This is a genomic window from Legionella sp. PC1000, from assembly GCF_014109805.1.
In the GTDB taxonomy this organism is placed as follows: Bacteria; Pseudomonadota; Gammaproteobacteria; order Legionellales; family Legionellaceae; genus Legionella; species Legionella resiliens.
This window is the reverse complement of the sequence record NZ_CP059400.1, coordinates 3,927,616-3,951,331: the sequence shown is the minus strand read 5'-3', so window position 1 is coordinate 3,951,331 and position 23,716 is coordinate 3,927,616. Positions and strand designations below refer to the sequence as shown.

Below are 23,716 nucleotides of genomic sequence, written 5' to 3'. Positions count from 1 at the left end.
ACATTGAGTTCCCTAACCAAGCAGGCAAGTCCGAAGGATTGAAACCCAGATTCCACTGCATTGCCACTCCTATGTACCGCGCTTTATGCGCGGCATCCAGAATACGTTTTGACATACCTCTGAGTTTGCGCTGACTCTTTAGATTTGCGAATGTTTAATGAGCCGCATCCCAGTTAGTACCTGTACCAATAGAGACTACAAGCGGAATAGAGAGTTTTACCGTAGTCTCCATTAATTCACGAATCATCTTTTTGCTTGAGTCAACCTCTTTATCATATACTTCAAAAACCAATTCATCATGAACTTGCATGATCATTTTTGCAGCTGGATTTTTTTGCTCATTTTGCCATTTAGCAATGGCTATCATGGCTTTTTTAATTATGTCTGCTGCTGTTCCTTGCATAGGCGCGTTAATCGCTGTTCGTTCCGCTGCTTTTTGCCGTACCAAATTGCGCGCATTAATTTCAGGCAAATACAAACGTCTTCCGAATAAGGTTTCTACATAACCGAGCTGATGAGCTTGTTGACGGGTTCGATTCATGTATTCCAAAACTTTAGGGTAACGTCGGAAATAAGTATCGATGTAATATTGCGCATCCTGACGTTCCACACCAATTTGTTTTGCCAGGCCAAAAGAAGACATTCCATAAATCAGGCCAAAATTGACAGCTTTAGCTCTCCTGCGCTGTTCGCTGCTGACTTCATCCAATGGAGTTTGAAAAATTTCGCTGGCTGTTGCTGCATGAATATCCCATCCCAGAGCAAAGGCTTTTAACAGATTTTCGTCTTGTGACAGATGAGCCATGATCCGTAATTCAATTTGGGAGTAATCTGCTGCAAGAATGAGAAAGTTCTCAGGAGCTATGAATGCAGTACGAATTAAACGGCCTTCTTCGCTCCGTATGGGAATGTTTTGCAAATTGGGTTCACTTGAGGAAAGTCTACCAGTTGCCGTGACTGCCTGGTTATAAGATGTATGTACTCTGAGTGTTTTGGGATTAATTTTTTTAGGCAGAGTGTCAATATACGTAGAAACGAGTTTAGTAAGACTGCGATATTCAAGGATCACGGCGGCAAGGCGGTAATCATAAGCCAACTCCTGTAATACAGACTCTGCTGTAGAGGGTTGTCCCGTTGGCGTTTTTGCGATTATCGGTAGTTTGTGCGAATCAAAGAGAATTTCTTGTAATTGCTTGGGAGAGTTCAGGTTAAAGGGTCTGCCAGCCAATTGTAATGCTTCTTGCTCCAATGCATTAATTCGTTCTTTCAAACGATTTCCATGTTTCTTCAAAGTCACGGAATCGATGAGTACTCCGCGTCGTTCTATGTCTGCAAGAACGGTAACTAATGGCATTTCTATATCGGTGAACACATTTTGTACGGATTCTGGAATTACAGGAAAAAGCTTATTGTGTAGTTGCAAGGTAATCTCTGCCTCTTCCGCAGCATAAGCAGCCGCTTTTTCCACTGGAATCTGATCAAAACGTAGTTGTTTCGCGCCTTTCCCAGCAACTTCTTCATAACTCATCGCTTTGTGACCCAGATATTTTAAGGCCAATGAATCCATGTCATGACGTCCTGCACCACTGTTGAGTACATAAGACTCTAGCATAGTGTCATAACTTACCCCTTGTAGGTTAATGCCATGATTTTTCAATACAGCATAATCGTATTTGAGGTTTTGGCCGACTTTTTTTATGTTAGAATTTTCTAAAATAGGTTTTAAAGCAGTTAAAACTTCTTCACGAATTAATTGCGCAGAGCCATCCGTATGGGTAAAGGGAATGTACACTGCTTTTCCTTCTTCAATTGCTAAGGAAATCCCGACAAGTTCTGCGAGCATAATATCTATGCTGGTTGTTTTTACATCGATGCAGAATATTTGGCATTGCTCCAGTTGATTGAGCAACTGATTTAATTGCTGGTTGGTTGTAATCAATTCAAAAGGAACGCTGGAAATAACGGACTTACTTGAGGAGGTTCCTCCTTCTTCTCCCAAAAGCTCTTTGAGCCAGTTTTTGAATTCAAATTCACGGGTTAATTCGAGCAGTCGTTCTTTATTTATTGGGTTAGGTTTTAATTCGCCCCAGCTTAAGGGTAAATCAACATCGGTTTTGATTGTTACCAATTTTTGGGATAATGGCAATTGCGGGATGCTTGCACGCAAATACTCGCCAATTTTGCCCCCAATCTCATCTGCATGGCGAATCAAATTATCCAGAGAGTGATATTCGGTAAGCCATTTGACTGCTGTTTTCGGCCCACATTTCGTAACTCCCGGAATATTATCGACGCTATCACCAATAAGTGTAAGATAATCAATCACTTGTGCCGGGGTTATCCCAAATTTTTCTTTGACGCCCCCAATATCCAAAATGGTATTACTCATGGTATTGATTAACGTAATATGTTCATTGACGAGTTGCGCCATATCCTTATCGCCTGTAGAGATTACTACAGGGATTCCCTGCTCAGTAGCCTGCTTTGCCAAGGTACCGATTACATCGTCTGCTTCGACTCCCTCAATAATCAGAATAGGAAGTCCCATAGACTCCAGTAGCTGGATTAAGGGGGCAAATTGACTACTTAGTTCTTGGGGCATTGGCGGCCTATGCGCCTTATACTCTGGATACCATTCATCCCTGAATGTTTTTCCCTTGGCATCAAAGACTACAGCCAGTTCCTCCGGCTGATAATCTTTAATGAGTTTTTTAATCATATTGGCCACCCCATAGATGGCTCCCGTGGGTTGTCCTTTTGAATTAGTCAAAGGTGGTAATGCATGAAATGCACGAAAAAAATAGGATGAGCCGTCAATGAGAATCAAGGGGGGTGTCATAGTTATTCTGCCTCTTCTTTGGCAAGTTGCTTCTTCAGTAATTCGACTTGTTCAGAAAGAGCCTTAATGTTTTTGCGCATTAAAGGAATGCGATTGACGCCGAGTTCATGCTGAATCGCAAGATCTTTAGGGCGTGCTGGATTTCCTAAATAAATGTTCCCTTCTTTCAGATGTTTGTTTGGCGGTACTCCTGTGCGAGCACCTAATACCACGCCATCATCAATGCGAACGTGGTCACTGACTCCAACATTGGCAGCAAAAATAACATGATTGCCTGAGGTGGTGCTTCCAGCGATGCCGGTAAAACCACATAGAATATTATGTTTACCTAATTTTACAGAATGTGCTACTTGGACGAGGTTATCAATTTTAGTCCCTTCACCAACAACAGTTGCACCCATCGTGGCGCGATCTATAGCGGTATTTGCACCTATTTCTACATCATCCCCAATAGTGACACGCCCAACATGAGGAACTTTGAGATGTTTGCCATCAACAAAGGTATAACCAAAACCATCGGAGCCTATAACCGTAGAGGCATGAATGATGACTCGGGAACCAATTTGACACTTATCGTACACAGTAACATGGGAATGGAGGGTAGTATTATCTCCCAGAGTCACTTCACGACCAATATGAATATGACTTTTTAGAATACAGTTATCGCCAATGCTACTGCCTGGTTCAATTACTACATAAGGTCCTATAAATACTTCCTTCCCCAATGTCACTCCTTCGCCAATGACTGCAGTAGGATGAATATTAGGAATGACTTTTTGTGGCGGATTGAAAAAATGCATCAGGGTGATAAAGGCTTTGAACGGATGTTTTACTTGTATAAATGGTTTTTTTACAACAGAAGTTTGTTCATTGACTAATATGGCAGCTGCTTGCGATGCTTCTGCTAATTTTACATTTTCATTACTGTCAGCAAACACCAGGCTTCCCGGCATAATCTCATCAATAGGTGATAAGAAAGAAATTTTTATTGAGTCATCCCCTATGACTACCCCTTGTACCTTATTTGCTATATCACCTAGTGAATAACTCATTTATTGGCCTTTTTTTATAAAATAGCTGATTATATACCCAAGAAACCTCCAAAGCTATGTTTTAGGCGACTTGATTTTTTGCCTGGAAAGCTCGAAAAAGACGATTAATCACTCCATTGCGATGCATGCTAAACTGCGCTTTATTTATACATATTTGAATTGCTTCATAATGTCCTAAAAGCAAAAAAAAATTATTTCATCAACTTGAGGGATGATGAGTTCATTAAGTGTTTGCATTTCAGTGCTCGCCTTTCTGGAAATGTCTTGGTATCCCTGTTCAACACGTTCTAGTAGCTCTTGAATTCGCGTTTTATATAAATGGGCTGTTCCAAAATTTTTTCAGGTTCTTTATCTTTTTGAAAATCAAGTATACCCATTAATATAGCTATTTTTGCCATACTGATACTAAAAAATAGTAAAATGAGTGGAATTTATGAAGCGAAGATTTGAAAGTCCGCAATATCTATTCGCTTTCTTTTTGGTTAGTTTGAGTTGCTCCATAAAGCCATAATAGCTAGATATTTATTTGCTACCCCCAATTTTTTATTAGCATTTTGTAAATGAAAATTGACCGTACGTTTACTAATTTTCAGTGATTTTGCTATCATTTCCAAGCGAAATCCTTCGGCAGTCAATCGCAAGCATTCTTGCTCTCGCTTTGTGAGCGGAATTTCCCCTATAATTTTTGCCCCTAGCAGCAACCTTAAGAAATGAAAATAAGTATGTAGGATGCCGAACCAGGAATCTATATGCTTTTCCCAATGCTGCAATCCGTTTTCATTGACACGTTGATGCAGAACCAGAATTACGAACTCTCCTTTGGGTCCATGTAAAGGAATGCATAATCCCTTATCAAGACCAAAATTGATAGACTCTTGCTTAAAACGCCGCCCCCTTTTATTTTTTGCTAAACGCAATTGTTCTTTAACATCCCAAAAAACAGGTAAAAGTGATTGCTCTGTAGATTCAAGCGTCCTGTCTATGTCTGCATAACCTTCTTGCAAATAATAATTATGCCAACATTCTAGCGACGTTGTTGCCCACTCATAAACTAATTTGCTGCCAGTCTTTGTATGCTGATTGTAATAGGTGAACGCCAGACTCTTTATATTAATGCTTGCAAAATAATTTTTTAATAGAGAATTTAACTCTTCTATGGTCTTTACTTCTGCCATGCGTGTTTTTATTGCCTGCATCACTAATCCTTAATTGAAAAGTAAGCCCTTCGAAAACTTCTGCAAACAAGTTTTTGAGTGGGTGATATTTTATTATTCAAAAGAATCGGGTAGTTACAAACGGTCAATAAAACTGTGAAAACCTCGATGCTATAGATTTTAATTTTTGAACTTCTTGAATCAATCTATCCGTTTTAATGCTTCGACCCGATACTTTTAGAAAAAACATGGCGAATTGATGATTCACATAAGGATTGGCCACCTACAACCAATCCTCCATTTGAATATTCGTGAAGAAGCATTAAAATCAAAACAGTGCGTTATAAACTTTACTGAAAATTACCATAAAAAGCGTTCAAATTTACTGTATCCGGAGCGACCCCTTTAATTAAAATATGATAATTTCCAGCGGCTGGCTTTTTAATATTGAAAAATTCATTCCCAGCAAGTTTTTTTACTTGATCAATTTTTTTCAAGCTTCCATTTTCATAACGAACATATAACTGCACATTATTTTTTGCGTTATTTTCGCTGTTATATACGTGTATGGAAAGCATATCGTAGCTGTAAGGATACCTATTGAGTACGGGCACTTCGAGCAAGTAGCGATGCGCATCGCCAGCGTTTATTTTGATGTTATTTATTATCGTACCATTGGATATTTCTACTTCATCATCTGATTCTGGATCAGTTACATTACAATTTGCATTAACCCCCACTCCTTTAAAGCTGGCGAGGACATCATTCACTTCATATCCAAGATCTGCAGCTGCCCTAGCTACGCCACATGCGGCACTGTTAAACGTTGCTTCGGGTTGCCAATATACTTGATTCGCAAGTAAAAATGCGCTGAATGCTTTTCTTATATCCCAGTTCGGGGTCGTAGATAAAGTATAAAACGCTTTATTAAATACTCCCGAAGTATGATGTACATCCATAGAGTCATTATAATCTTTAGCATTGTCTATGGATGCGCCATCCAGGGTGGGATTTATAAAATAACGCATGGCGGCTTGGTTTTTCATAATAGCTGCACCCCCTAACCAATCATTCTCTTTTCCAATTTGCCTATTCATATAATTTTCAGCTGCTTCCCCTGCCATATCTGAGAACGCCTCATTAATTCCTCCAGATTGCCCCCTATAAACAAGACCGGAATTAAACTCAGTGACTCCATGGCTTACCTCGTGGCCCATTACATCAAGAGCAGTCAACGGATATAAGTTGTTGCCGCCGTCACCAAAAGTCATCTGTTGGCCATCCCAAAAAGCGCCTTCATAGTTTGTTCCAAAATGGACGCGCACTTTAAATTTTGACTTGAGTGGATTTATTGAAAACCAATTTCGATACATGCTAAGAACCATGCTGGCAAAATAATGGGCGTCGTTAAGTGGTGAATAAGCCCCATTCACAGGCCGAGCATTATTAACCGGTCTGTCACTGCTATTAACAGGACAGGCAAAACGATATAGAGTGCCTCCATTTCTCTGATTTTGCATATCATAGGTATCCACATCAGCATTGGTCATCTGGCAGTTATCCGAAACGTTAAGAAAACCAAAATCTCGTCCATAGTAATAGCTCCCAACTTTCTGATTTCCGCCAGGTCCCTCAGCATCCCGTGTTGTCAGGCCATCCCAAGAACTAATTAGGTCGCCTGTATGCACATCCACTATATAGTAAGGACGTTGCACTTTATATCCCTCTACATTAAAAGAAACCAAGTAGATCAATTCAGCTTTATTGTTATCATTTATGCGTACATAAAGTTGAATTTTCTCATTCTTGATTAAATCATTTTCTTTCAGTTGGATTTTACCCTTAGTGATATTTAGTACAGTTTTTTCATCAATAGCGGGAGCCATGTTGACAATATCGCCCTCAATATCAATCATCATTTGGCCATACCACGCCATTTCATTGTCATTTATTTCCGAACTCGTTAAGACTGAGTTAAATACGGGGATGTCTTTGTAATATAAATTATATTTCTTTTTAATCACTCCATTAGGTAACGCCACTTTATTCGACAATTTGAACTGATAATCATTGTTCTTACCAATAAGTGCATTCTTGCCAACCGTTAAATAGTTATTCATGTTGTTATCATCGATATAGATCGTTGTTGCGGCATGAGTGGCTATCGAAAAAATAAAAGCGCATGAAAAAAATGAATATAATTTAAATTTACCCATAACATCTCCTTATGTTTATTGTCAGGGGCTAAAAGCCCCTAAAAACATAATAGTTTGTCATTAATACCCGGAAAACCTGACATTTGTTACAGGTTGGGATGCCTTTATAATAAGGAATGTTTATAACGCAAAAATCGAATATCCTAAAAAATCTGGGGGGTGTTAAGAATTTCTCAGGAACAAAAACATTGATTATTTGCTAAACTACTTAAAAGACTGAAACTGGTTAGCAAATATGCGATTTATGTGGGTTCTTTTTTTGGGGCTAATCTCTGTGGATGTTTGGGCGTCGGACTCTGCCTGTAGTCCTCAAGGGGCTTTTAGAAATGCCAATGGATGTATGCCCGTCGTATTCATTATTCGCCATGCCGAAGATACGCAGTCCGGAGAGCATGCGTTGACTGCTGAAGGAATTAGGCATGCTGAATTATATGTCATGCTATTTAAAAATTACATATGGGGTGGTACCCACCGTATAGGTAAAGACAAAAGCCACGCTTGTGTATGTCCCATCGGTAAAATCATAAGTATTAGTAATAAAGGCGGCGATATAGTTCCACGAAATCCCAATCCTAATCCGAGTCCAAATCCTTATAAAACTGTAGAGAAATTGAGTAAAACCCTAAGCCTCCCCATTCTTACTGATAATGGTGAAAGCCAATATTGGAGCAGCTTTCAATGGACTGCTGAAGCGAAGGAGCAGTTATTTGACTATAACGGGAACTCAGCTCAATATTCGGTCGTTATTGCTTGGGATAAGCAAGGCTTGAACCCTACAAAAGAAGACTATGATAAATTGATGGGTTGGCTTAAGCCGCCAGAGTCAGAAGTTTCATTTAAAGATTTTATTCCATTACTTAAATATTTTCCTAATACAGTCCCAGATTTAGATTCGATTTCTTTAGAGCCTCTGAGAACAAATCTTTGGGTGTATTCTGATCAAAATGAAGAAGGGAAATTTATGAATCTTAGATTGTATCAACAAAGATTTTATGCAAAAGATTGTAAAAGCAGTATCTCATTAGTTCCAACCAAAAACTCTGAGTGTGTGGTTCCAGAGCAAAGCAGCTATTAGCGGGAAGATGTGTCAGGCGCAATTGAAGCAGGATGATTCATCAATTTATTTGCTAATTTATTGAAAAGATATTAATCAAAATGATTCTGTTGTGCCCTGTATGGTAAAGTGTTCGCCTTAGGTGCTCTGTTTTTAGAGTACTGTTTTGGGAGTCACTATGCGCTTTTTACGATTCGCCCTTTCAAGTGTCTTATTCAGTTTATTGTTTATTACAAAGGCTAATGCAACGATGGTGCATATCTTGCAAGCCAACTTATTTTCTTGGTCTACTATGGATAAAAAAAAGAATCCTCCGCCAATTACCCGGATGACCTCTTATATTAATGTGCATAATTTTGATTTTATTACTACTCAAGAAAATGATTACTCCTTGATGGATAGTATTTATAAGCTTGATTCAAAATATACATTGGCTGGAAACAAAGAAGATGCTTCTATTTTTTATGACAGGTCTCGTTGGGCGATGGTAAAAAACGCCCAAACGATACCTATGGTTTCTGATGGGGGAGGGCAAAGGCTCGCTGTATTTTCTCAATTTAAAAACTTAAAAAGCGGGGAGGTTGTAGCAATTGCTACAACCCATCTTTGTATTGCCTGGGGTGGGCACGCTGATTGTGTCGGCGGGCAGATGACTGCCCATAATCAAGATGCGCGAACAATAAGTGAGTTCCTTGAAAATTACTCTGCAGCAGCAAAGATTCCGACATTTGTTACGGGTGATTTTAATAATTTGCAGGATAATTTAAATCAGGCTCAAATCATGGAGTCAACTTTTGTTAATTATGGTCTTGTTGCTGTTAAAGAACAGGGAACATTCATAGGACCAACCTTTGGAAATTCTGTGATCGATTTTGTTTATTTTCGCCAGGCAACATTGAAAAATGCCTTACTTTACACGCAAGCACAAGGAAATCCTTCCGATCACGCAGCGATTGATACAACATTTCAAACTGGAGTTACGAAATAAGCTGGAATCAAAACCCATTATCCTAACCTTTATGATGAGGAGGGGTAATGGATCTCTGCTCCTAATCCGGAAGGAAAAGACCGGATCTCAAAACTCAGTTTGCCGCCATTGAAAAATGAAGTATAGAAAAGTAAGCCCAAATACGGTATAAAATTAGCCTGAGTACTTTGGATTTCATGATTAAAAATCAAAGGGATAGGTATGTTGAAAAAAATAATCGTAGCCTTAGGGTTTTGCGGACTGTTTACAGTAAAAGTATACGCTGGCGATGACCCGTTCGCTCCTCTTTTACCTCGGGTTTGGTCCTCAATTATTACTGTAAGCGGAGGACCTGCGTGGTCTCATCCAGGGAGTGATCAATATCTCTATCCTTTTCCGCCGCCACAGTACAACCTGTACCTTGCTGATTCGAAATCTGATTGGTTAGGTACTGGTGAATTATTTTTCGGGTTACAGCATTTTATTGGCGCAAGCAATTTTATCGCCCAGTTTGGACTTGGGGTTGCAGCAGCGAGTGACGTCAATTTTTCAGGCACAATTAATGTAAATGGCCTCCCTGATGTATATACATACTATTATAGCGTGAGCCATGTGCGCGCAGAGCTTAAAGGAAAGCTTATTGCCTGTGGCTTTCAAACTCTCCAACCTTATTTAAGTGGTAGTTTTGGTGTAGGTTGGAACCATGCTCATAACTGGGTTCCTTCGACAATCGATCCTGTCCTTTTTCCAGCATTCTGGTTTGAAACGGTGAGTACGGTTGCTTTCTCGTATACTCTTGGGTTTGGAGTGCAAAAAATGCTCACCCCGAATTGGCAGGTAGGTGTAGGAGCTGAATTTGCAGATTGGGGGAAACATCATTTGGGGGACGATAACCTTACATTGAGCAAAGGTCCAGGAACCCCCCATATATATACTGTTGGCGCTTTGTTTAGCTTAAGCTATATGTTTTAAAACAGCCTGGGTGTGGTTTACTTCATAGCCCCGCGGCTTGTCCGCGGGATCCATTATTTTTTATCTTATGTATCTGCGTAAGATCAAAGCAACGTTAGCGCCTCCGAAAGCGAAATGATTGGACAATACAATATCAATGGTCTTTTTACGTGCTTCGTTCGCTACATAATCCAAATCACAGGCAGGATCTGGAGTTTCTAAGTTTATTGTAGGTAATAACAAATCATGTTGCAGACTAAGTGTTGTGGAAATGACCTCCATTACACCAGAGGCACCTATTGCATGTCCAATCATTGATTTTTGTGCCGTAATTGGGAGCTCATAGGCTCTTTCACCAAATAGTGATTTAATTGTTTGTGTTTCGACTATATCATTTAATGGCGTTCCAGTTCCATGCGCTTTGAGATATTGAATATCTCGAGGTGATAATTTTGCATCATCCAATGCTCCTTGTATCGCGCGTTGCTGTCCTTCTGAAGAGGGTGCGGTAATATGAAATGCATCACAGCTGGAACCAAAACCGATAATTTCTGCGAAAATAGTAGCTCCTCGTGCTCTCGCTTGATTTAGTTCTTCAAGAATTAAAACTCCAGCCCCCTCTGCCATTACCATCCCCTCACGATTTAGATCAAATGGGCGACAGGCTTTTGTTGGATTTGCATTATTAGTGGACATCACCTTTAATTTACACCACGCAGACATCATTGATTCCCAAAGTGGTGCTTCTGTACCTCCGCAGATCGCCGTGGAAATTCTGCCGTTAGCGATTTGCTGGTAGGCTGTCCCTATCGCGTCAGCTGATGAAACACATGCATTAGAAATAGTTGAATTAGGTCCGCTTAAGCCGAATGCGATGGCGATAAAATTTGCAATGGAATTGGACATTCCTTTGATCACAGTCAAGGCCTGCATTTTTTTCCAATTTTCAGTGAAGAAGAATTTATAACTTGCTTCTGATTCGGGGTATCCTCCCATTCCAGTTCCCATGAAAGTCCCTGCTTTGCTGAGCTCATGGGGAGTGAGTTTGGCTTGTTCTATTGCATGATGTGTGCAATAGAGGGCGAATTGAGCAACTCGCGGATAGCGTTTATTCTTATTAAACTCGGGCAGATGTTCCAGGGAAAAATCGGTAATTTCGCCTGCTATTTGTGTGGGATACGAAGAAGGATCATAGTTTTGAATGCGTTTTATTCCGCATTGTCCCTGTTTTGCAGCCTCCCAGAATTTGCCTAAGCCTGTTCCTATGGAAGAGGTTATTTCCATGCCGGTTATAACAACCCTTTTTTTCATCATGATCCTTTTTATTTTTAATATGAAACTTTCTATGTAAGTTGAAAACAATTTTGCTGTAAATAGTTGTTCCAGCTTTTTAAGGACAATACTAAAGGTGGGGTTTAAATTCTGTCAAGCTCTATATGAAGAGGTTCTACTTTACAGGAAAAAGTTGCCTAACAACCGCCGATATAAAACACCAGTTTTTAAATTTAAGTATTCCAGCTTTTTCTTCACTGACAATTCACTAGGTAGTCAACACTCGTTCCGGATAAGCACGGGATGAATTAACGTCTTTTTTTTGCGATAACTCGTTTTTGCAATTCGTAGAAATCAATTTCCCAATAATCACACGAATTTTGAGTTAGAAAACCAAGCCGAGTATATAGGTTAAGTGCTTTTTGATTATGTGTTTCTACATCAAGGTTGAGGTGGGGTTTGCCTTCACTTAATGCAAGATTTATACAGTATGAAATCAAAGCTGTTCCCAGACCCTTCCCTTGTCGGATTGGCAAAACGGCGATATCAGAAAGTGTTGCGCCATTTTTTTCCCAGCGTATATGTGCTTTTCCTACAAGGTGGTTGTCCTCAAATGCCAATATTACTTGATATGTTCTATCACTCAATATGTGTTCAAAGCGTGGAAGTAATTCTGTTTCCGTTTTAAAGAAACATGCCTCGTCCAGAACACAAAGCAGTGGAATATCATTTTCTGTTGCTGTGCGGTAGGTCAGGTTTTTTTGGTGATCCAGTAAAGGAGTTAAATCATGCCGCTCCATATAGTATTCACTATGCATGTAGGAAAAACCAAGCTCAGGCAGCCATTTACTGTTCAACAGGTACGGACTAGAGAAAATCAATTTAAAATAGCCTTGCTCTTTCACGAGGGGTAAAACATTGCGCAGCATTTTTTTGACAATACCTTTCCGGCGATAATCTGGATGAACAAGCGCTGACACTTCAACTGCATCCTCATAAAAGAAAAAGACGCTTAAAAATCCGACTAGTTTTTGTTTATCATGATACATCAAGACCGTAGGTAAATTTCTTTTTTGGATGAGCAAGTGAGTATACAAATTAGGTACGCTGCCATCTTTCTTTTTACAGGCAGCTTTTAATCCTTCTAGTTCTTTGAGTTGGTCTTCACTAAGTTGGGTCGTTTTACTAAGCATAATTGGTATTAATAAATATTATTCGTTTTTTTAAAGATAGCTTGTTTTACGTTAATTTGCTCGTTATTAAAATGGATTTATTAAAAATGCAAGTTTAAAACAGCGACTACGATTTCTAAAATGATTAATACGATAATGATAATCTCTAAATTATGACCGTGTCGATTATCCAGATAACCATTAAACATATCAAAGATTTCATTAAGAGTATCCAATCGATGATTAATCGCATTGACGCGTCTTTGGATATGTAAGTAACGTTCCAACATAGTAAAGTGCTCTTCTAAGGTTGGATGTTGCCAAAAATATTTTGGATGATAAAGGAAATTACTAATTAAATTCATTTCACTTTTTGCTCCAAGGATTTCTCCAATAATCTGCTGAATTTGAGTACGGCTAATTTCCATCTCACCTGTATGCGATAGTTTTTGGATCATAGGATTGTATTTCTCAATCAGCCCATCAATGATGGTTTCAAAATATTGTAACTTGACTGATTGAGAAAACCCATAAGATAAACTGAGTTTGAGTTCGTCACTGTCCTCTTCTATAGTCAAGCAGTCGACATCGAAAAAATCATGGGGTTCTATAGTTGTTTTATCATCAAATTGATAATGAAATTCATCATGCACTAAAATGGTAACAGGTTTATCAATCAAAAGTTTGATGGTATTCAGATAATCATTAATTTGATACCGCTTAATACCCCAGGAAACCACAGTACCGTTTTTAAAAATGAAGATGGTATGATTTTTGTTGTGATTCGAGCTTAACTTTAAAACATCCCGAGTTTTCAGTGAAGTAAAGTCAGTTGAATCATTTTTAAAATAATTGTCTACACGTGGTAAATCAATTGATTTGGCAATACAAAAACTTAAGCATTCCATGATGGTAGTAATCCGCGAATAAAAGCTTTTCTACGATGAAATAGATACATGTTCTGCTGTATCTGATAATCGATAATTAGAGTCAGATACAGCATTTTACAATATATAATAATTATCTCAACCTTAACTATTATACACTATCTGCTGTTTCACGGGCTGGATAAGTTTTTTTTCGGTCAGTTGCACCCCCTAACCATTGGGGACAAACTTCTAATATTTCGGCAATCTTATTAAGTTGTTCCTTTACTGGAAGTATGTGGCCAAAAATTAAAGAGTTTGCTAAATGACGTGAAACACCAAATACTTTAGATACTGCTTTGATTTTCTCAGTTAACTCTTCCGGAAAGCCCAGTGAAGCTAACTCGCGATTGAAGCGCTGCGAAAATACTTTACTGTTCATTTTCTCACTCCATGAAAAAATAATATTCAGCATCATGCTGCCCCATCTTAGGTACCTGTCATTCCATGATTCAGGTAAGAGAGTTATAACCCATTTTTTTTTAATAGCAAAGTTTTTTTATCCTAAAATCAATTAGTTATTTATCTAGTTACCATAATGGTAATTAGTTGACCACTAGAAGAACTTGAGCTGTTAAGTAAAGAGTAAGGTTTTGTGTGTATAATTAGATCATAAAGAACATTATGAGAGCATGCTGATCATGAAGTTATCTCGTATTTTTGGTTTTAGCTTTCAAGACGCCAAAGAAAGTGCTCATGAAGTCCATAAAAAAACGATTGCTTATGATCAAACAGGGCATGGTCGTCATGTAATTTTTAAAAAGAATAAACACCCTGGGGTTAGGGGCCAAGAAGCGTCTAAACTGGAAGCTAGCTTTACCGCGGTTGCTAATGCGTATGCTGCACCCCATCGCGCTTTAAGACAAGACATAGTAACGGATTCTCAAGGTGGAATCGTCGGTGTATGTACTGAGAATGCAGGCCATGCTTTATTGCGTCTGCGAAAGAACGATAAGAACATCGTTTTTATGAAGGCGCCAGGTTTATTGCCCAAGGGTGAAGTTAGTGAAGAGGACTTTGCGCAATGGATAAAAGGGCATACGGCAATTGAAGAAAAAGTTGCTGTCAAAAATAAATGGGAAGCAATCGCTCTTAAAAGAGTCTATCAAGACAAAACACAAAAATTGGAGGAAGCTTATAAGAAACGATTGGAAGAATATTGGGATGAACGGAAAAAGCTAGGGGAATATAAAAATATAGATCCCAAAGATCTTGATGTTGCAGTTATGTTTTGTAATGAGCAATTAGATCAAGGAATTATTCGATTTGATGCCCAAAAAATTCCCCAAAAATTAAAACCTATCTTAGAGCCGATGTCTACGCATCTTCAGGTTATTTTTGAAGCAGAGAAGCTGAGAAGAAAATGTCAAGAACTTAAAACAAAAGCAGAAAATATCAAACTGGAAGCAGAAATGGAAACCTATGGAGTAGGTGAGGGAGTTAATTTTCAGGACAAATTACCACAAAATTTCTTTGCGAGGCTTTTGGAACAAAAAAAACGTGGTGCAATAGATATTGATATGGACTCATTGGCTGATGTGTTTACTACAGCCTATGGACTAGAAGAAGATGATTTACACAAGGGAAATATTGGTTATTATGTTACATATGAAAATAGTCGTCCCTGCTTTCATTTTTTTAAAATAGATCATGATTTGATGTTCAGTGATAAAATTATGGCTGCCCGGGATGCTCGTTTTGCCAATCTTCGCTATTCCAGTGACAAATTTCGCATTACTACCCGCGACTTGCTGGGATTTCCCGATCTGCAAGACTCAGGAAATCATTATTGGCCGACAAAAAGAGCTATTATTTCTACAGGTACAAAAGCATATCATAATGAAGAAGATCGGGCTGCTTATAAATCTTTAAAAGATGATCCTGAATTTCAGAAAGCAAAGTGGATGCGTTTTTTAAAGCAAGCAGCGATGCCGCAAAGTTTTATTTCCAAATGTTTGCACCAGCCTCTGGATGAAGTAGGTAGTGATCCTGAAACTGAAAGTACTCTGACCATTGTGCAACGGGCAAGCTCCTCCAAAATAGCCGAATTGCGTGTAGCGCTTTTAGCAATACCGGAATTTAGAGAGTATTTGCACCATAATTATGAAGAGGCAAGCAAATCAATTCTTACTGAATTACACCAACATTGCATTGCAATAAACTGCTCTCCCAATGAAATAAAGCGATATCAGATGGAAGCACGTAAGATGTTGAAATCAATTCAGGAAGCATGCGAAAAAAATACCCCAGCATTACATGCTGCAATTCAAACACAAAGTTATCGTTGTTATGAAACACCAAAATATTTTAAGGGTATTCTGAATAATAAAGACAGTGAAGGAAATACAGCATTGGATTTTGCAATCGCAAATTTTGAAAAATATGCAGAGAAACTAAAAAATCCAGGAATTGCAAGGTCAGCATTGGGTCCTTATTACGTACAGATGAAAGTCTATTATGCAGATGTGATTTGTGATTTGCATCATCATAAGGCAAAGCATGGGTTATCGGCAGATGAATATGCATTGGTTATTGCTCAAGCACAAAAAACCAGTTCCGCGTCAATCCTGATTCCGAAAGTTTATTCGCTGGCAGACTATAAACACTTTCTCTCTAAAATGCGGGAAGAACCTTTACGGACTTTAAAACAAGATAAAGTGTATGCTGTAAAATTGCTGGAAAAAGCAGATTTAAGTATGGAAGAACTTTTGCGATTAAGGGAGGAGTTAAAAGGAAAAGAGCCTGCTGGACATTTAAAATTTATTAAAGAACTTCGATCGGAAATCTGGATAATAAAAAAAATCAGAGGTGTTTACGGAGAAACGGACACTGTAGCGGCTATCAAAAAGTGTATTGATCAAAAATTAGAGTCATTACAGAATAAAGCGCAGGATGATCCCCAGGCATTAAGTGTTTGTCCCGTAATGAGTTAATCGAGGTTATATCTAGGTATATACCCTAAACATTCTGAGAAGCATAAGTTCAATGAACTCGAATGTTTAGCCACTGGCATTGTAAGTTTGAATTGGCAATGTTGCTTCTGATTCGTCATGAATATTTTCAACTTCAACAGATGGAATATTAAATTCGGACAATGTATTTTGCGATGTAAGAGAAACCTCTTGAAAAAACCTGCTTTTTCTTTGGTAGGTTTCAGCAGAATCTGTCAAAGTAAAGATGTTGAGGATTGCTGCAAGAAAACTGTAAAAGGCAGATTTAACGAACGCATCATTTTCGATGGTACTTTTATATTCAGAACAAACTGATCTTAGCTTTTTTTCAAACTCTTTATACTGTTGAAATTGTATTTTAGGGGATAATTTAAAATGTTCACCAACTACTCGTGTAAGTTGTTCGAGTGCGCTTTCTAGTTCTTCAGCATAAGGACTGGCCTCTGTTAATTGTTGAATCGTTGTTCGTAGCTTTTCCAATTGCTCTCGAGCAGCTTGTTCCGGGTCAATTAAATTATTTTTTAAATACAAATGATAGGTCAGCGTGAGCACATGAAATGCCTGGGCTTCAGCTCCATTTTCTGATCGACTTAATTGATGATTAAACGAATCGAGCAGTTCGCCGCGGTGAGGGTGTACTTTAATTCCACGAACAGCGATTCCTATGATTTCATCGATGCAAACCATGAATTTATCAGGCTCACTACCACATCGAGTCGTTGCAATTTCGTATATTGCAAGAGAAGACTCTGCTAGCGATTTTTTATTTTTCACATTATTGGGGTTATTCAAATAACGGATTAATGAAGTTCTGAACTTTTTAGTTAAAGTTTTGGCCATTAAATAAAGGTACATTTATTTTTTAGTTGGACAAGCATAACAAATAATTGAATCTGAGTTAATAAAAAAATCAATTAGATCAAAAATTACCTCTCTTCAGCTGCCCGTGGAAGGAAAGCGATTTTTATTCATTTCCTTGATATTCTCTTCGTTTTTATCAAGATTGGACGTCGAATTATTAGAAGATTTTCGATCAAATTGAGAATTAATTTATAAATTTTTACACTATTCGTATGAAATAGGGTATAATGTTGGACTGAAATTAAGAGTTATCCCTTTATTTAGATAACTTCTTACTTTTATTGTTCTTTGCATTGGTTTAGGGATAATAACCATTACAGGGAATATTTATTTCATATTAGGAGTTAAAACAGAATGATGAAAATAGCCTCATTACTATTGGGTGTGGTTTTAACTGGTTATGCTTTTGCAGACAATCCTAAAGAAATAGCAACTCACAAAGTGTCCCTTGCAGGCTTGCAACCTGGTGAAGGCCGCTTCATTCGTAGTGATGTATTTGAGAATAATAAATTTCAATCCGGTTCTTATTTTTGTGCTGGTGCTGATAGCATTCTGTACGATTTACAGTATGTATTTTCAAAAAGTCGTGAACCATTTCATGCAGAACATTTAATTAAGTTTTCAATATGTCAAGATGAAACCATGGCTCAGTGCCAAGAGTTTGCTACAGATAAATACCTTACTTTCAGAAACCTTGATGGTTATTTGCAAAATGATAGTACCAAATCAACTGTGGATGTTTCTCCCTTAAAAGTTGTTTATCAACCCTGCGAGCCTAATGAAGATATGGATGAATTGGTTAAAAGCTCAATTCATGAAAATGATCGTCGTTTTTCAAGCGTAGGATAAAGATTTTTCTTTAGTTGTAACCTGGGAATTTCGAGAGTACGAAACTCAGGTTACGCTTCACCCAGGCCGCCATGATGTTTGTTTTTTGCGCCAATTGAATCACTTAATTTGTTAGATTTTTGTAAAATTCATCCAAAAGTTAGCCTGAATTTGCTCATGAGTGGTTAAATTACGACCACTTTTGAAACATTGTATTTGTATTCTGGAGATACGTGAATGAAAAAAATGAAAGTATTAGGATGTTGGTTATTATTAATGCTGGCATTGGATGCACACTCCTACCAAACCCGAGAAAGTAAAATTTACAATGCTAAGGGTCAGATCGTCCATGTAGATGGTCTATCATGGTCTGGATTTCAGGACACGAATGTTTTTCAAGGCTTACAGAGCAATCCTTTTTATGCAATTCCATCTTTGGGTTCCAATCCAAGAGCCTATGGAATGATGGATTTACTTAGCCATCCATGGGATTTTCCTAGTACAGGGGTAGATAAAAATTCATCAGTAAGTTTTAAAACCTTGCGATTACCCATCCAACCCGAGGTTCTTTATGATGATCGACATGAGGTCGATTTAAATAAGTCGCTTTCTGACAAGTCTTCCCCAAGCGCAGGGAATGGTATTTTTTGTAAAACATGGCAGAGCAATGGTACCGCTTGCGAAAAAGCAGTCAGCCCGCAACAAGCGTTTTGGATCGTGTTGCAGGAATTAAAAAAGAAGAATATCAAAGTAATGATTGATATCCATCATCGTCATGGGTATGGCGATGCAATGCGAGATGGCACTGTTTATGATATGCAACGATATGGAAATGATATTTCTCTTTTAGCTACAGAAATTAAAAATCGCAACTTAGATAATGTACTGGGAATTGATATTTTCAATGAGCCTTATCGTTTAAATTGGTTTAAAACACATGACTCCCAAGTACCCTGGACAAAAGTCATAGCAACTGCTGCGAATGCAGTACAGAAAAACAATCCTAATTTGCTGTTATTTGTAGAAGGTCCTGATTCAGGAAATGATGATGCAAATAATCCGATAATTTGTGTCCCTAAATCCCAGGTAGTGAATGACAACGGATACAGCCACTCTCCAGACCCCTCTTTATGCGGCAATTTAGAGCGTATGTTTTTTAAAGGAAATTGGGGAGAGGATTTCAAGCCTTTACTGGATGAAAAACAGGCTAAAAATGGAATCGCTGTATTTGATAAAAGTAAATTTAGGAATCAGTTAATCACCCAAGGAATAAATCAGTCTGCGTTACAATGGTTGTTGGGAGATGAACAGGCTCAAAACAGTCATCTGGTTTTTTCACCACATGTATACCCTGCTGAGGTTGCTGGTTGGGAAACTGCACCAGGTATGCCAAGTCAATTGCGTTTCGATTGGTCATGGGGATTTTTATATAAAGCAGGCTATCCCGTTGTGCTTGGTGAGGCATCATGGAAAACCGCAAAAGGAAAGGCATTTTTTACCAATTCGCTAATGCCTTATTTACAGGCGAATATGGAAACAAACAACATTTTCTTTTGGGCAATTGGCTATCTAGGGGATACGGTAAGTGCTATCGATCCTAATTCTGGTGAGCTCAATTTAGATGTGCAACAAACGTTAAAAAATTACTTTGATAACATTTAATGAATAAACGTAGGCTGGGCTGAAAAGCCTTATCAATGGTGTTCTGATATACATTCGCTGCTGGGTTTTCAGCCCAGCCTACGTACTCTTAACCCTCATATTCTGTTATCCCTGCGAAGGCAGGGATCCATCTATCAATAATTCAGAACTTAAATTGGCCCACTGAGGATTGTTCCATGGGTGTAGATATTCTATTAAAGCTTAGGATGTACATTGTAAATTCAAAGTTCTATGATCCTGAACTTGATTCACTCCCCACACAATGATGACAGGTAAATATATTTTGGGGATCATATTTGTGCTTGATTTGCAGGAGCTTAGGATAATTGCTGCCCCATAAAGCGGATTGCCAATGTTTAATAAAATAATCTGCTTCATTCGGATAGGCACCTGAATCAGGACTTAAAGCATGCAGTAGCTCCATTGCCTTCCGGGCTTTCTTTATCGCCTCTTTGGCCTTGATGAGATCCGGTTGATGACCCGCAATATGGGCATAAGTATCTTGTTGGCCTCCAGAAATAATGACTAAAGCTGCCGCATTGAGTACTTCTGGGTTCATGGAAGTATTTTTTTGACGCGCAATAACGTCTGATGGGGCACCCGACAACCCTTTATTGAAATGAAGTACGACTTCAGTAAAACGGGATGCCGCAAAGAGTGTTCTGGCAAAATGCGTTGAATTGTCTTTGGCAAATAATTTGAAGGGAAGATACATGGAGAGATAGTAGTTGATATATACGGATACCTCAGATTGATTCGATGCCCACCAAAATTCGCCTGCAGATGCGTTTTTTTCTTGGTTAACTTCGATGGCATCAGGAGCATTTTCAATCAAATAGTCAAAATCCCAGTAGTGTCTTGCTGGACGTGTAATACTGTTGAAGTGAACTTGGTATTGCTCCGGTTTTTTTGTTAACCAGTGCAGAAATGGCTGCCAAAGTTTGTCTACTTCAGCTTTATTTAATCCAACAAAAACCAGGGAAAAATTCATCTTATTATTTGGCGTTAAAGCAACCTGCTCTCCCCAATGTTCGTTATTGAGATTGAGGCGATAAAAATGGATAAAGTAATGAATCAGTTTTGCATACGCTGTATCGGATTTTGCAGTAATGCTTCCTTTGACTTTCCCAAATAAGGCAGGGAGTTCATGAGTTTGCAAAGTGATTTTACTGACGATGCCGTAAGTACCTCCACCGCCTCCTTTTAATGCCCAGAAAAGATCTTGATTTTGGCAGGAATTAACAATGCGTATTGTTCCATCTGCAGTAATCATTTCTACTTCCAAAACCCCAGCAGCTCCTGTGCCAAATTTTTTAGAAAAACTACCAAATCCTCCACCCTGAATAAATCCACCTGCAGCGCCGACAGTGACACACCCTCCTCCTTGAACGTAGTGGCCATGATGCGTAGTGACTTCTTTATATGCTTCTAGCCATCGTGTGCCTGCTGCAAGGGTGACGGCTGTTGTCGGGGTATGCGTCTGAGGACATCCCTGGGGAATAAAATGATCGTGAATGGTCACCTGACGCATGTTATGTGTCCAGAGCAAGAGTGAATTGGGTGCATTGGATCTGCCAAGGTAATCATGACCAGTTCCTTTCACAACAAGTTTAATGCGATGTTTGCGTGCAAAATTAACTGCAGCAGCTATTTCTTGCGCATTTTCAACAGCAATTACATAAGGACTTACCGCAGATTGCCAGGCATCCACCCAACCATTCGATTGTGTCGCTCCAGGGTGCGCTTCAATAAAATAAGGATTTTTTAGCTTGTTGAGCACCTCTTGGCATGCAGCGCTTTTAGCGTTTTGAATGCAAGGAGATAAGGGAGAATGTCCTCGTATCAAACGACCGTTTACTTGCCTATTTAATTCATCCCATTGCGTTTTGGTTGGCCAACAGGATTGAGTGGGTAAACAAAAAGGAGAAATCGATTGGTTTTTTTCTTGATTTGCTAAAGCTTCATCACAAATGAAACTCATAAACAAAGATAATCCCATCACCCATAATTTCATGAATCATATTCCAGAATTGTAATTTATTGCCCCCTCCTGAATTCAAACTTCAGCCTGGGACCTTCCCGCGAATCTTATATACATCTCGGAAAAACCAGCCTCACTCTACTCCGATCCTACTGCTATCGCGGATCCGGGAGCTCTTCGCTAAAAACATTGGATCCCACAGATAAGCCGGAGCGGAGGCAAAGAGGTGCGCAAGAGTCCTTTCTCATCCATTGCAGAGTATGTTACATGGTTCGATCTGGCTTCACATTCCATGCACGGCAATGCCAGATCTCAGAGGGTTCTTCATTTTCAAAAATACACAATGCTCCTGTAGCAATTTTGATTCCGTAACGCGCGCTGAATGTTGCAAAATCACCAGTCAAATAAGGCGAGAAACGAGCGATCCCATTACTCGTGACTACCAGACATGTTTTTCCCGTGTACTCTTGACGCAGACGAGCGGAAAAATCCCTCCAATTATTAATAAGCGCAGTAGGATCTACCTTCCAACCGTTAGGGACTATGGCTTGTGTTTCCCAGGCATTAATTGCTTCTGTCCCAATGCGTGCAACCACATGCTCTTCAGGTTGATTTTCATCAGGCCCATAATCAATTTCGTTGAAGATAGCCAGTGTTTCAATAGGTAAATTTATACCCATGGCACTTTGTGCCTCTTCTGCAGTTTGTTTGGCACGTTTGAGCTGGGAAGTGAAAAGGATGTCAGGAATAAGATTATTCTTTTTAAGATAGATACCCAGCATACGTCCTTGATTTAAACCACTATCGACTAGGGGCAAATCAGTGGTTCCTACTCGTCTAACCACGGCACCAGGCGCAAAAGTATTCCCATGGCGTGCAACAAGTAATCGTGTGGTCATAATTACATACTCTCTAATAATTCACCGTATTGGGCAATCAATGCTTCAGCACGGATTACATCTTCCGGGCTATCAATACCTGACATACTGGCGCGGCCTTTATAGTCAACGGGAATACAACGAAGGGTATAACCGTTTTCCAGGATACGTAATTGCTCCAACCCCTCCATTTTTTCAAATGTGCTTTCTGGCAGGGTAATGTATTTTTCGAGCATGCCCAGTGAATAACCATATAATCCAATATGACGAAATACAGGACTTTTATCACTTTTCTGGCGTAACTCATCCTCTTTACGAATGGCAGGAATAATATTTTTACTGAACCAAAAAGCATTGCCTGTTTTTTCATTGAATACAGCCGTAGTACCACTAAAGGGGGTAGTCAGTTTATTTTGGCGTAGCACATCCAGCTGTTTCCAGCTTAACTGGGTTACAGGGGTTACTGCATCACAAGGAGAGGCAGCAAAAGCATCAATGAGTGCGCGTAAAAAATCTGGCGGTGTTAAAGGAGCATCACCTTGCATGTTTATAATAAAATCCGGTTTATTTTTCATAGAGCGTATAGCTTCAGCGACACGATCCGTTCCGCTAGGTGCCTCTGGTGTGGTCATTATTGAAGCAACACCTATTTCATTGCAATGCTGGACAATTCGCTCATCATCGGTTGCAACAAGCACAGAAACATTTTTTAGTCCTTCAGCAGCAGCACGTGATAAATGAACTACACGTTGCAACATGGTTTGGCCACGAATCATTGCCAGAGGTTTTCCTGGTAAACGAGTTGAAGCGTAACGGGCAGGAATTACAATGACGCTGTGCATGGCAAAAAATGGTCCAATATAAAAAAAGCCAATAATAGCCTAAATATCAGACGGTTACTATAGTGACGCTCAATCCGCACCTTGCTGAGGTTCTTACGTCACGTTGAGCT

General features: G+C 39.1%; 18 protein-coding genes. 6 read left to right on the top strand and 12 right to left on the bottom strand.

What is annotated here, in order from left to right:
- Window positions 1–154: 154 nt before the first annotated feature.
- The 4 genes from polA to FOLKNPGA_RS17295 form a co-directional block, all read right to left on the bottom strand.
- Complete coding sequence (gene polA, locus FOLKNPGA_RS17310) at window positions 155–2,839, bottom strand: DNA polymerase I (protein WP_182351060.1); 2,685 nt, start codon at window positions 2,837–2,839, stop codon at window positions 155–157.
- Window positions 2,840–2,841: 2 nt separating this feature from the next.
- Window positions 2,842–3,891 carry a UDP-3-O-(3-hydroxymyristoyl)glucosamine N-acyltransferase gene (gene lpxD, locus FOLKNPGA_RS17305; RefSeq protein ID WP_182351059.1) on the bottom strand — a complete coding sequence of 350 codons (1,050 nt, stop codon included), beginning with the start codon at window positions 3,889–3,891 and terminating at the stop codon, window positions 2,842–2,844.
- Window positions 3,892–4,373: 482 nt separating this feature from the next.
- Complete coding sequence (locus tag FOLKNPGA_RS17300; protein ID WP_182351058.1) at window positions 4,374–5,087, bottom strand: helix-turn-helix transcriptional regulator; 714 nt, start codon at window positions 5,085–5,087, stop codon at window positions 4,374–4,376.
- 308 nt (window positions 5,088–5,395) lie between these two features.
- Window positions 5,396–7,261 carry a M4 family metallopeptidase gene (locus FOLKNPGA_RS17295; RefSeq protein WP_182351057.1) on the bottom strand — a complete coding sequence of 622 codons (1,866 nt, stop codon included), beginning with the start codon at window positions 7,259–7,261 and terminating at the stop codon, window positions 5,396–5,398.
- Window positions 7,262–7,496: 235 nt separating this feature from the next.
- On the opposite strand from FOLKNPGA_RS17295, the gene FOLKNPGA_RS17290 reads away from it, so the two are divergent.
- The 3 genes from FOLKNPGA_RS17290 to FOLKNPGA_RS17280 all read left to right on the top strand — a co-directional run bounded on the left by FOLKNPGA_RS17290 (window position 7,497) and on the right by FOLKNPGA_RS17280 (window position 10,254).
- Window positions 7,497–8,336 carry a hypothetical protein gene (locus FOLKNPGA_RS17290; RefSeq protein WP_182351056.1) on the top strand — a complete coding sequence of 280 codons (840 nt, stop codon included), beginning with the start codon at window positions 7,497–7,499 and terminating at the stop codon, window positions 8,334–8,336.
- 157 nt (window positions 8,337–8,493) lie between these two features.
- Complete coding sequence (locus FOLKNPGA_RS17285) at window positions 8,494–9,303, top strand: endonuclease/exonuclease/phosphatase family protein (protein WP_182351055.1); 810 nt, start codon at window positions 8,494–8,496, stop codon at window positions 9,301–9,303.
- Between the two features lie 201 nt (window positions 9,304–9,504).
- Window positions 9,505–10,254 (top strand): hypothetical protein, encoded by a 750-nt coding sequence (locus FOLKNPGA_RS17280; RefSeq protein ID WP_182351054.1) that lies wholly within the window; start codon window positions 9,505–9,507, stop codon window positions 10,252–10,254.
- A 60-nt stretch (window positions 10,255–10,314) separates the two neighbouring features.
- Here the strand turns inward: FOLKNPGA_RS17280 and FOLKNPGA_RS17275 are convergent, their stop codons facing one another.
- The 4 genes from FOLKNPGA_RS17275 to FOLKNPGA_RS17260 form a co-directional block, all read right to left on the bottom strand.
- Window positions 10,315–11,544 (bottom strand): beta-ketoacyl synthase, encoded by a 1,230-nt coding sequence (locus FOLKNPGA_RS17275; RefSeq protein WP_182352900.1) that lies wholly within the window; start codon window positions 11,542–11,544, stop codon window positions 10,315–10,317.
- Window positions 11,545–11,813: 269 nt separating this feature from the next.
- The gene (locus FOLKNPGA_RS17270; protein ID WP_182351053.1) at window positions 11,814–12,698 is read right to left on the bottom strand and encodes a GNAT family N-acetyltransferase; all 885 of its coding nucleotides are present in this window, start codon (window positions 12,696–12,698) and stop codon (window positions 11,814–11,816) included.
- An 80-nt stretch (window positions 12,699–12,778) separates the two neighbouring features.
- On the bottom strand, window positions 12,779–13,585 hold the full coding sequence (locus FOLKNPGA_RS17265; protein ID WP_182351052.1) for an RMD1 family protein: 807 nt from the start codon (window positions 13,583–13,585) through the stop codon (window positions 12,779–12,781).
- A gap of 130 nt (window positions 13,586–13,715) precedes the next feature.
- Window positions 13,716–13,985 (bottom strand): hypothetical protein, encoded by a 270-nt coding sequence (locus FOLKNPGA_RS17260; RefSeq protein ID WP_182351051.1) that lies wholly within the window; start codon window positions 13,983–13,985, stop codon window positions 13,716–13,718.
- A 259-nt stretch (window positions 13,986–14,244) separates the two neighbouring features.
- Between FOLKNPGA_RS17260 and FOLKNPGA_RS17255 the strand changes: the two genes are divergently transcribed.
- Window positions 14,245–16,536: a hypothetical protein gene (locus FOLKNPGA_RS17255; protein ID WP_182351050.1), complete on the top strand. Its 2,292-nt coding sequence runs from the start codon at window positions 14,245–14,247 to the stop codon at window positions 16,534–16,536.
- Window positions 16,537–16,602: 66 nt separating this feature from the next.
- On the opposite strand, the gene FOLKNPGA_RS17250 is transcribed toward FOLKNPGA_RS17255, so the two are convergent.
- Window positions 16,603–17,394, bottom strand: coding sequence for a hypothetical protein (locus tag FOLKNPGA_RS17250; RefSeq protein WP_182351049.1), 792 nt, complete (start codon window positions 17,392–17,394; stop codon window positions 16,603–16,605).
- Between the two features lie 375 nt (window positions 17,395–17,769).
- Here FOLKNPGA_RS17250 and FOLKNPGA_RS17245 point away from each other — a divergent pair, with 375 nt between their 5' ends.
- Together FOLKNPGA_RS17245 and FOLKNPGA_RS17240 are read left to right on the top strand one after the other, a co-directional pair.
- Window positions 17,770–18,264, top strand: a complete 495-nt coding sequence (locus tag FOLKNPGA_RS17245) for a hypothetical protein (RefSeq protein ID WP_182351048.1) — start codon at window positions 17,770–17,772, stop codon at window positions 18,262–18,264.
- 216 nt (window positions 18,265–18,480) lie between these two features.
- Window positions 18,481–19,905: a cellulase family glycosylhydrolase gene (locus tag FOLKNPGA_RS17240; protein ID WP_182351047.1), complete on the top strand. Its 1,425-nt coding sequence runs from the start codon at window positions 18,481–18,483 to the stop codon at window positions 19,903–19,905.
- 229 nt (window positions 19,906–20,134) lie between these two features.
- Here the strand turns inward: FOLKNPGA_RS17240 and FOLKNPGA_RS17235 are convergent, their stop codons facing one another.
- The 3 genes from FOLKNPGA_RS17235 to kdsB form a co-directional block, all read right to left on the bottom strand.
- Window positions 20,135–21,919: an FAD-dependent oxidoreductase gene (locus FOLKNPGA_RS17235; protein ID WP_182351046.1), complete on the bottom strand. Its 1,785-nt coding sequence runs from the start codon at window positions 21,917–21,919 to the stop codon at window positions 20,135–20,137.
- A gap of 230 nt (window positions 21,920–22,149) precedes the next feature.
- Window positions 22,150–22,785 (bottom strand): histidine phosphatase family protein, encoded by a 636-nt coding sequence (locus tag FOLKNPGA_RS17230; RefSeq protein ID WP_182351045.1) that lies wholly within the window; start codon window positions 22,783–22,785, stop codon window positions 22,150–22,152.
- Window positions 22,786–22,787: 2 nt separating this feature from the next.
- Window positions 22,788–23,606, bottom strand: coding sequence for a 3-deoxy-manno-octulosonate cytidylyltransferase (gene kdsB / locus FOLKNPGA_RS17225; RefSeq protein WP_182351044.1), 819 nt, complete (start codon window positions 23,604–23,606; stop codon window positions 22,788–22,790).
- Window positions 23,607–23,716 lie beyond the last annotated feature (110 nt).

Excerpts from the sequence above, each read along its gene's own strand:
- polA (WP_182351060.1), bottom strand. The coding sequence starts at position 2,839 with ATGACACCCCCCTTGATTCTCATTGACGGCTCATCCTATTTTTTTCGT.
- lpxD (WP_182351059.1), bottom strand. The coding sequence starts at position 3,891 with ATGAGTTATTCACTAGGTGATATAGCAAATAAGGTACAAGGGGTAGTC.
- FOLKNPGA_RS17300 (WP_182351058.1), bottom strand. The coding sequence starts at position 5,087 with ATGCAGGCAATAAAAACACGCATGGCAGAAGTAAAGACCATAGAAGAG.
- FOLKNPGA_RS17295 (WP_182351057.1), bottom strand. The coding sequence starts at position 7,261 with ATGGGTAAATTTAAATTATATTCATTTTTTTCATGCGCTTTTATTTTT.
- FOLKNPGA_RS17290 (WP_182351056.1), top strand. The coding sequence starts at position 7,497 with ATGCGATTTATGTGGGTTCTTTTTTTGGGGCTAATCTCTGTGGATGTT.
- FOLKNPGA_RS17285 (WP_182351055.1), top strand. The coding sequence starts at position 8,494 with ATGCGCTTTTTACGATTCGCCCTTTCAAGTGTCTTATTCAGTTTATTG.
- FOLKNPGA_RS17280 (WP_182351054.1), top strand. The coding sequence starts at position 9,505 with ATGTTGAAAAAAATAATCGTAGCCTTAGGGTTTTGCGGACTGTTTACA.
- FOLKNPGA_RS17275 (WP_182352900.1), bottom strand. The coding sequence starts at position 11,544 with ATGAAAAAAAGGGTTGTTATAACCGGCATGGAAATAACCTCTTCCATA.
- FOLKNPGA_RS17270 (WP_182351053.1), bottom strand. The coding sequence starts at position 12,698 with ATGCTTAGTAAAACGACCCAACTTAGTGAAGACCAACTCAAAGAACTA.
- FOLKNPGA_RS17265 (WP_182351052.1), bottom strand. The coding sequence starts at position 13,585 with ATGGAATGCTTAAGTTTTTGTATTGCCAAATCAATTGATTTACCACGT.
- FOLKNPGA_RS17260 (WP_182351051.1), bottom strand. The coding sequence starts at position 13,985 with ATGAACAGTAAAGTATTTTCGCAGCGCTTCAATCGCGAGTTAGCTTCA.
- FOLKNPGA_RS17255 (WP_182351050.1), top strand. The coding sequence starts at position 14,245 with ATGAAGTTATCTCGTATTTTTGGTTTTAGCTTTCAAGACGCCAAAGAA.
- FOLKNPGA_RS17250 (WP_182351049.1), bottom strand. The coding sequence starts at position 17,394 with ATGGCCAAAACTTTAACTAAAAAGTTCAGAACTTCATTAATCCGTTAT.
- FOLKNPGA_RS17245 (WP_182351048.1), top strand. The coding sequence starts at position 17,770 with ATGATGAAAATAGCCTCATTACTATTGGGTGTGGTTTTAACTGGTTAT.
- FOLKNPGA_RS17240 (WP_182351047.1), top strand. The coding sequence starts at position 18,481 with ATGAAAAAAATGAAAGTATTAGGATGTTGGTTATTATTAATGCTGGCA.
- FOLKNPGA_RS17235 (WP_182351046.1), bottom strand. The coding sequence starts at position 21,919 with ATGAAATTATGGGTGATGGGATTATCTTTGTTTATGAGTTTCATTTGT.
- FOLKNPGA_RS17230 (WP_182351045.1), bottom strand. The coding sequence starts at position 22,785 with ATGACCACACGATTACTTGTTGCACGCCATGGGAATACTTTTGCGCCT.
- kdsB (WP_182351044.1), bottom strand. The coding sequence starts at position 23,606 with ATGCACAGCGTCATTGTAATTCCTGCCCGTTACGCTTCAACTCGTTTA.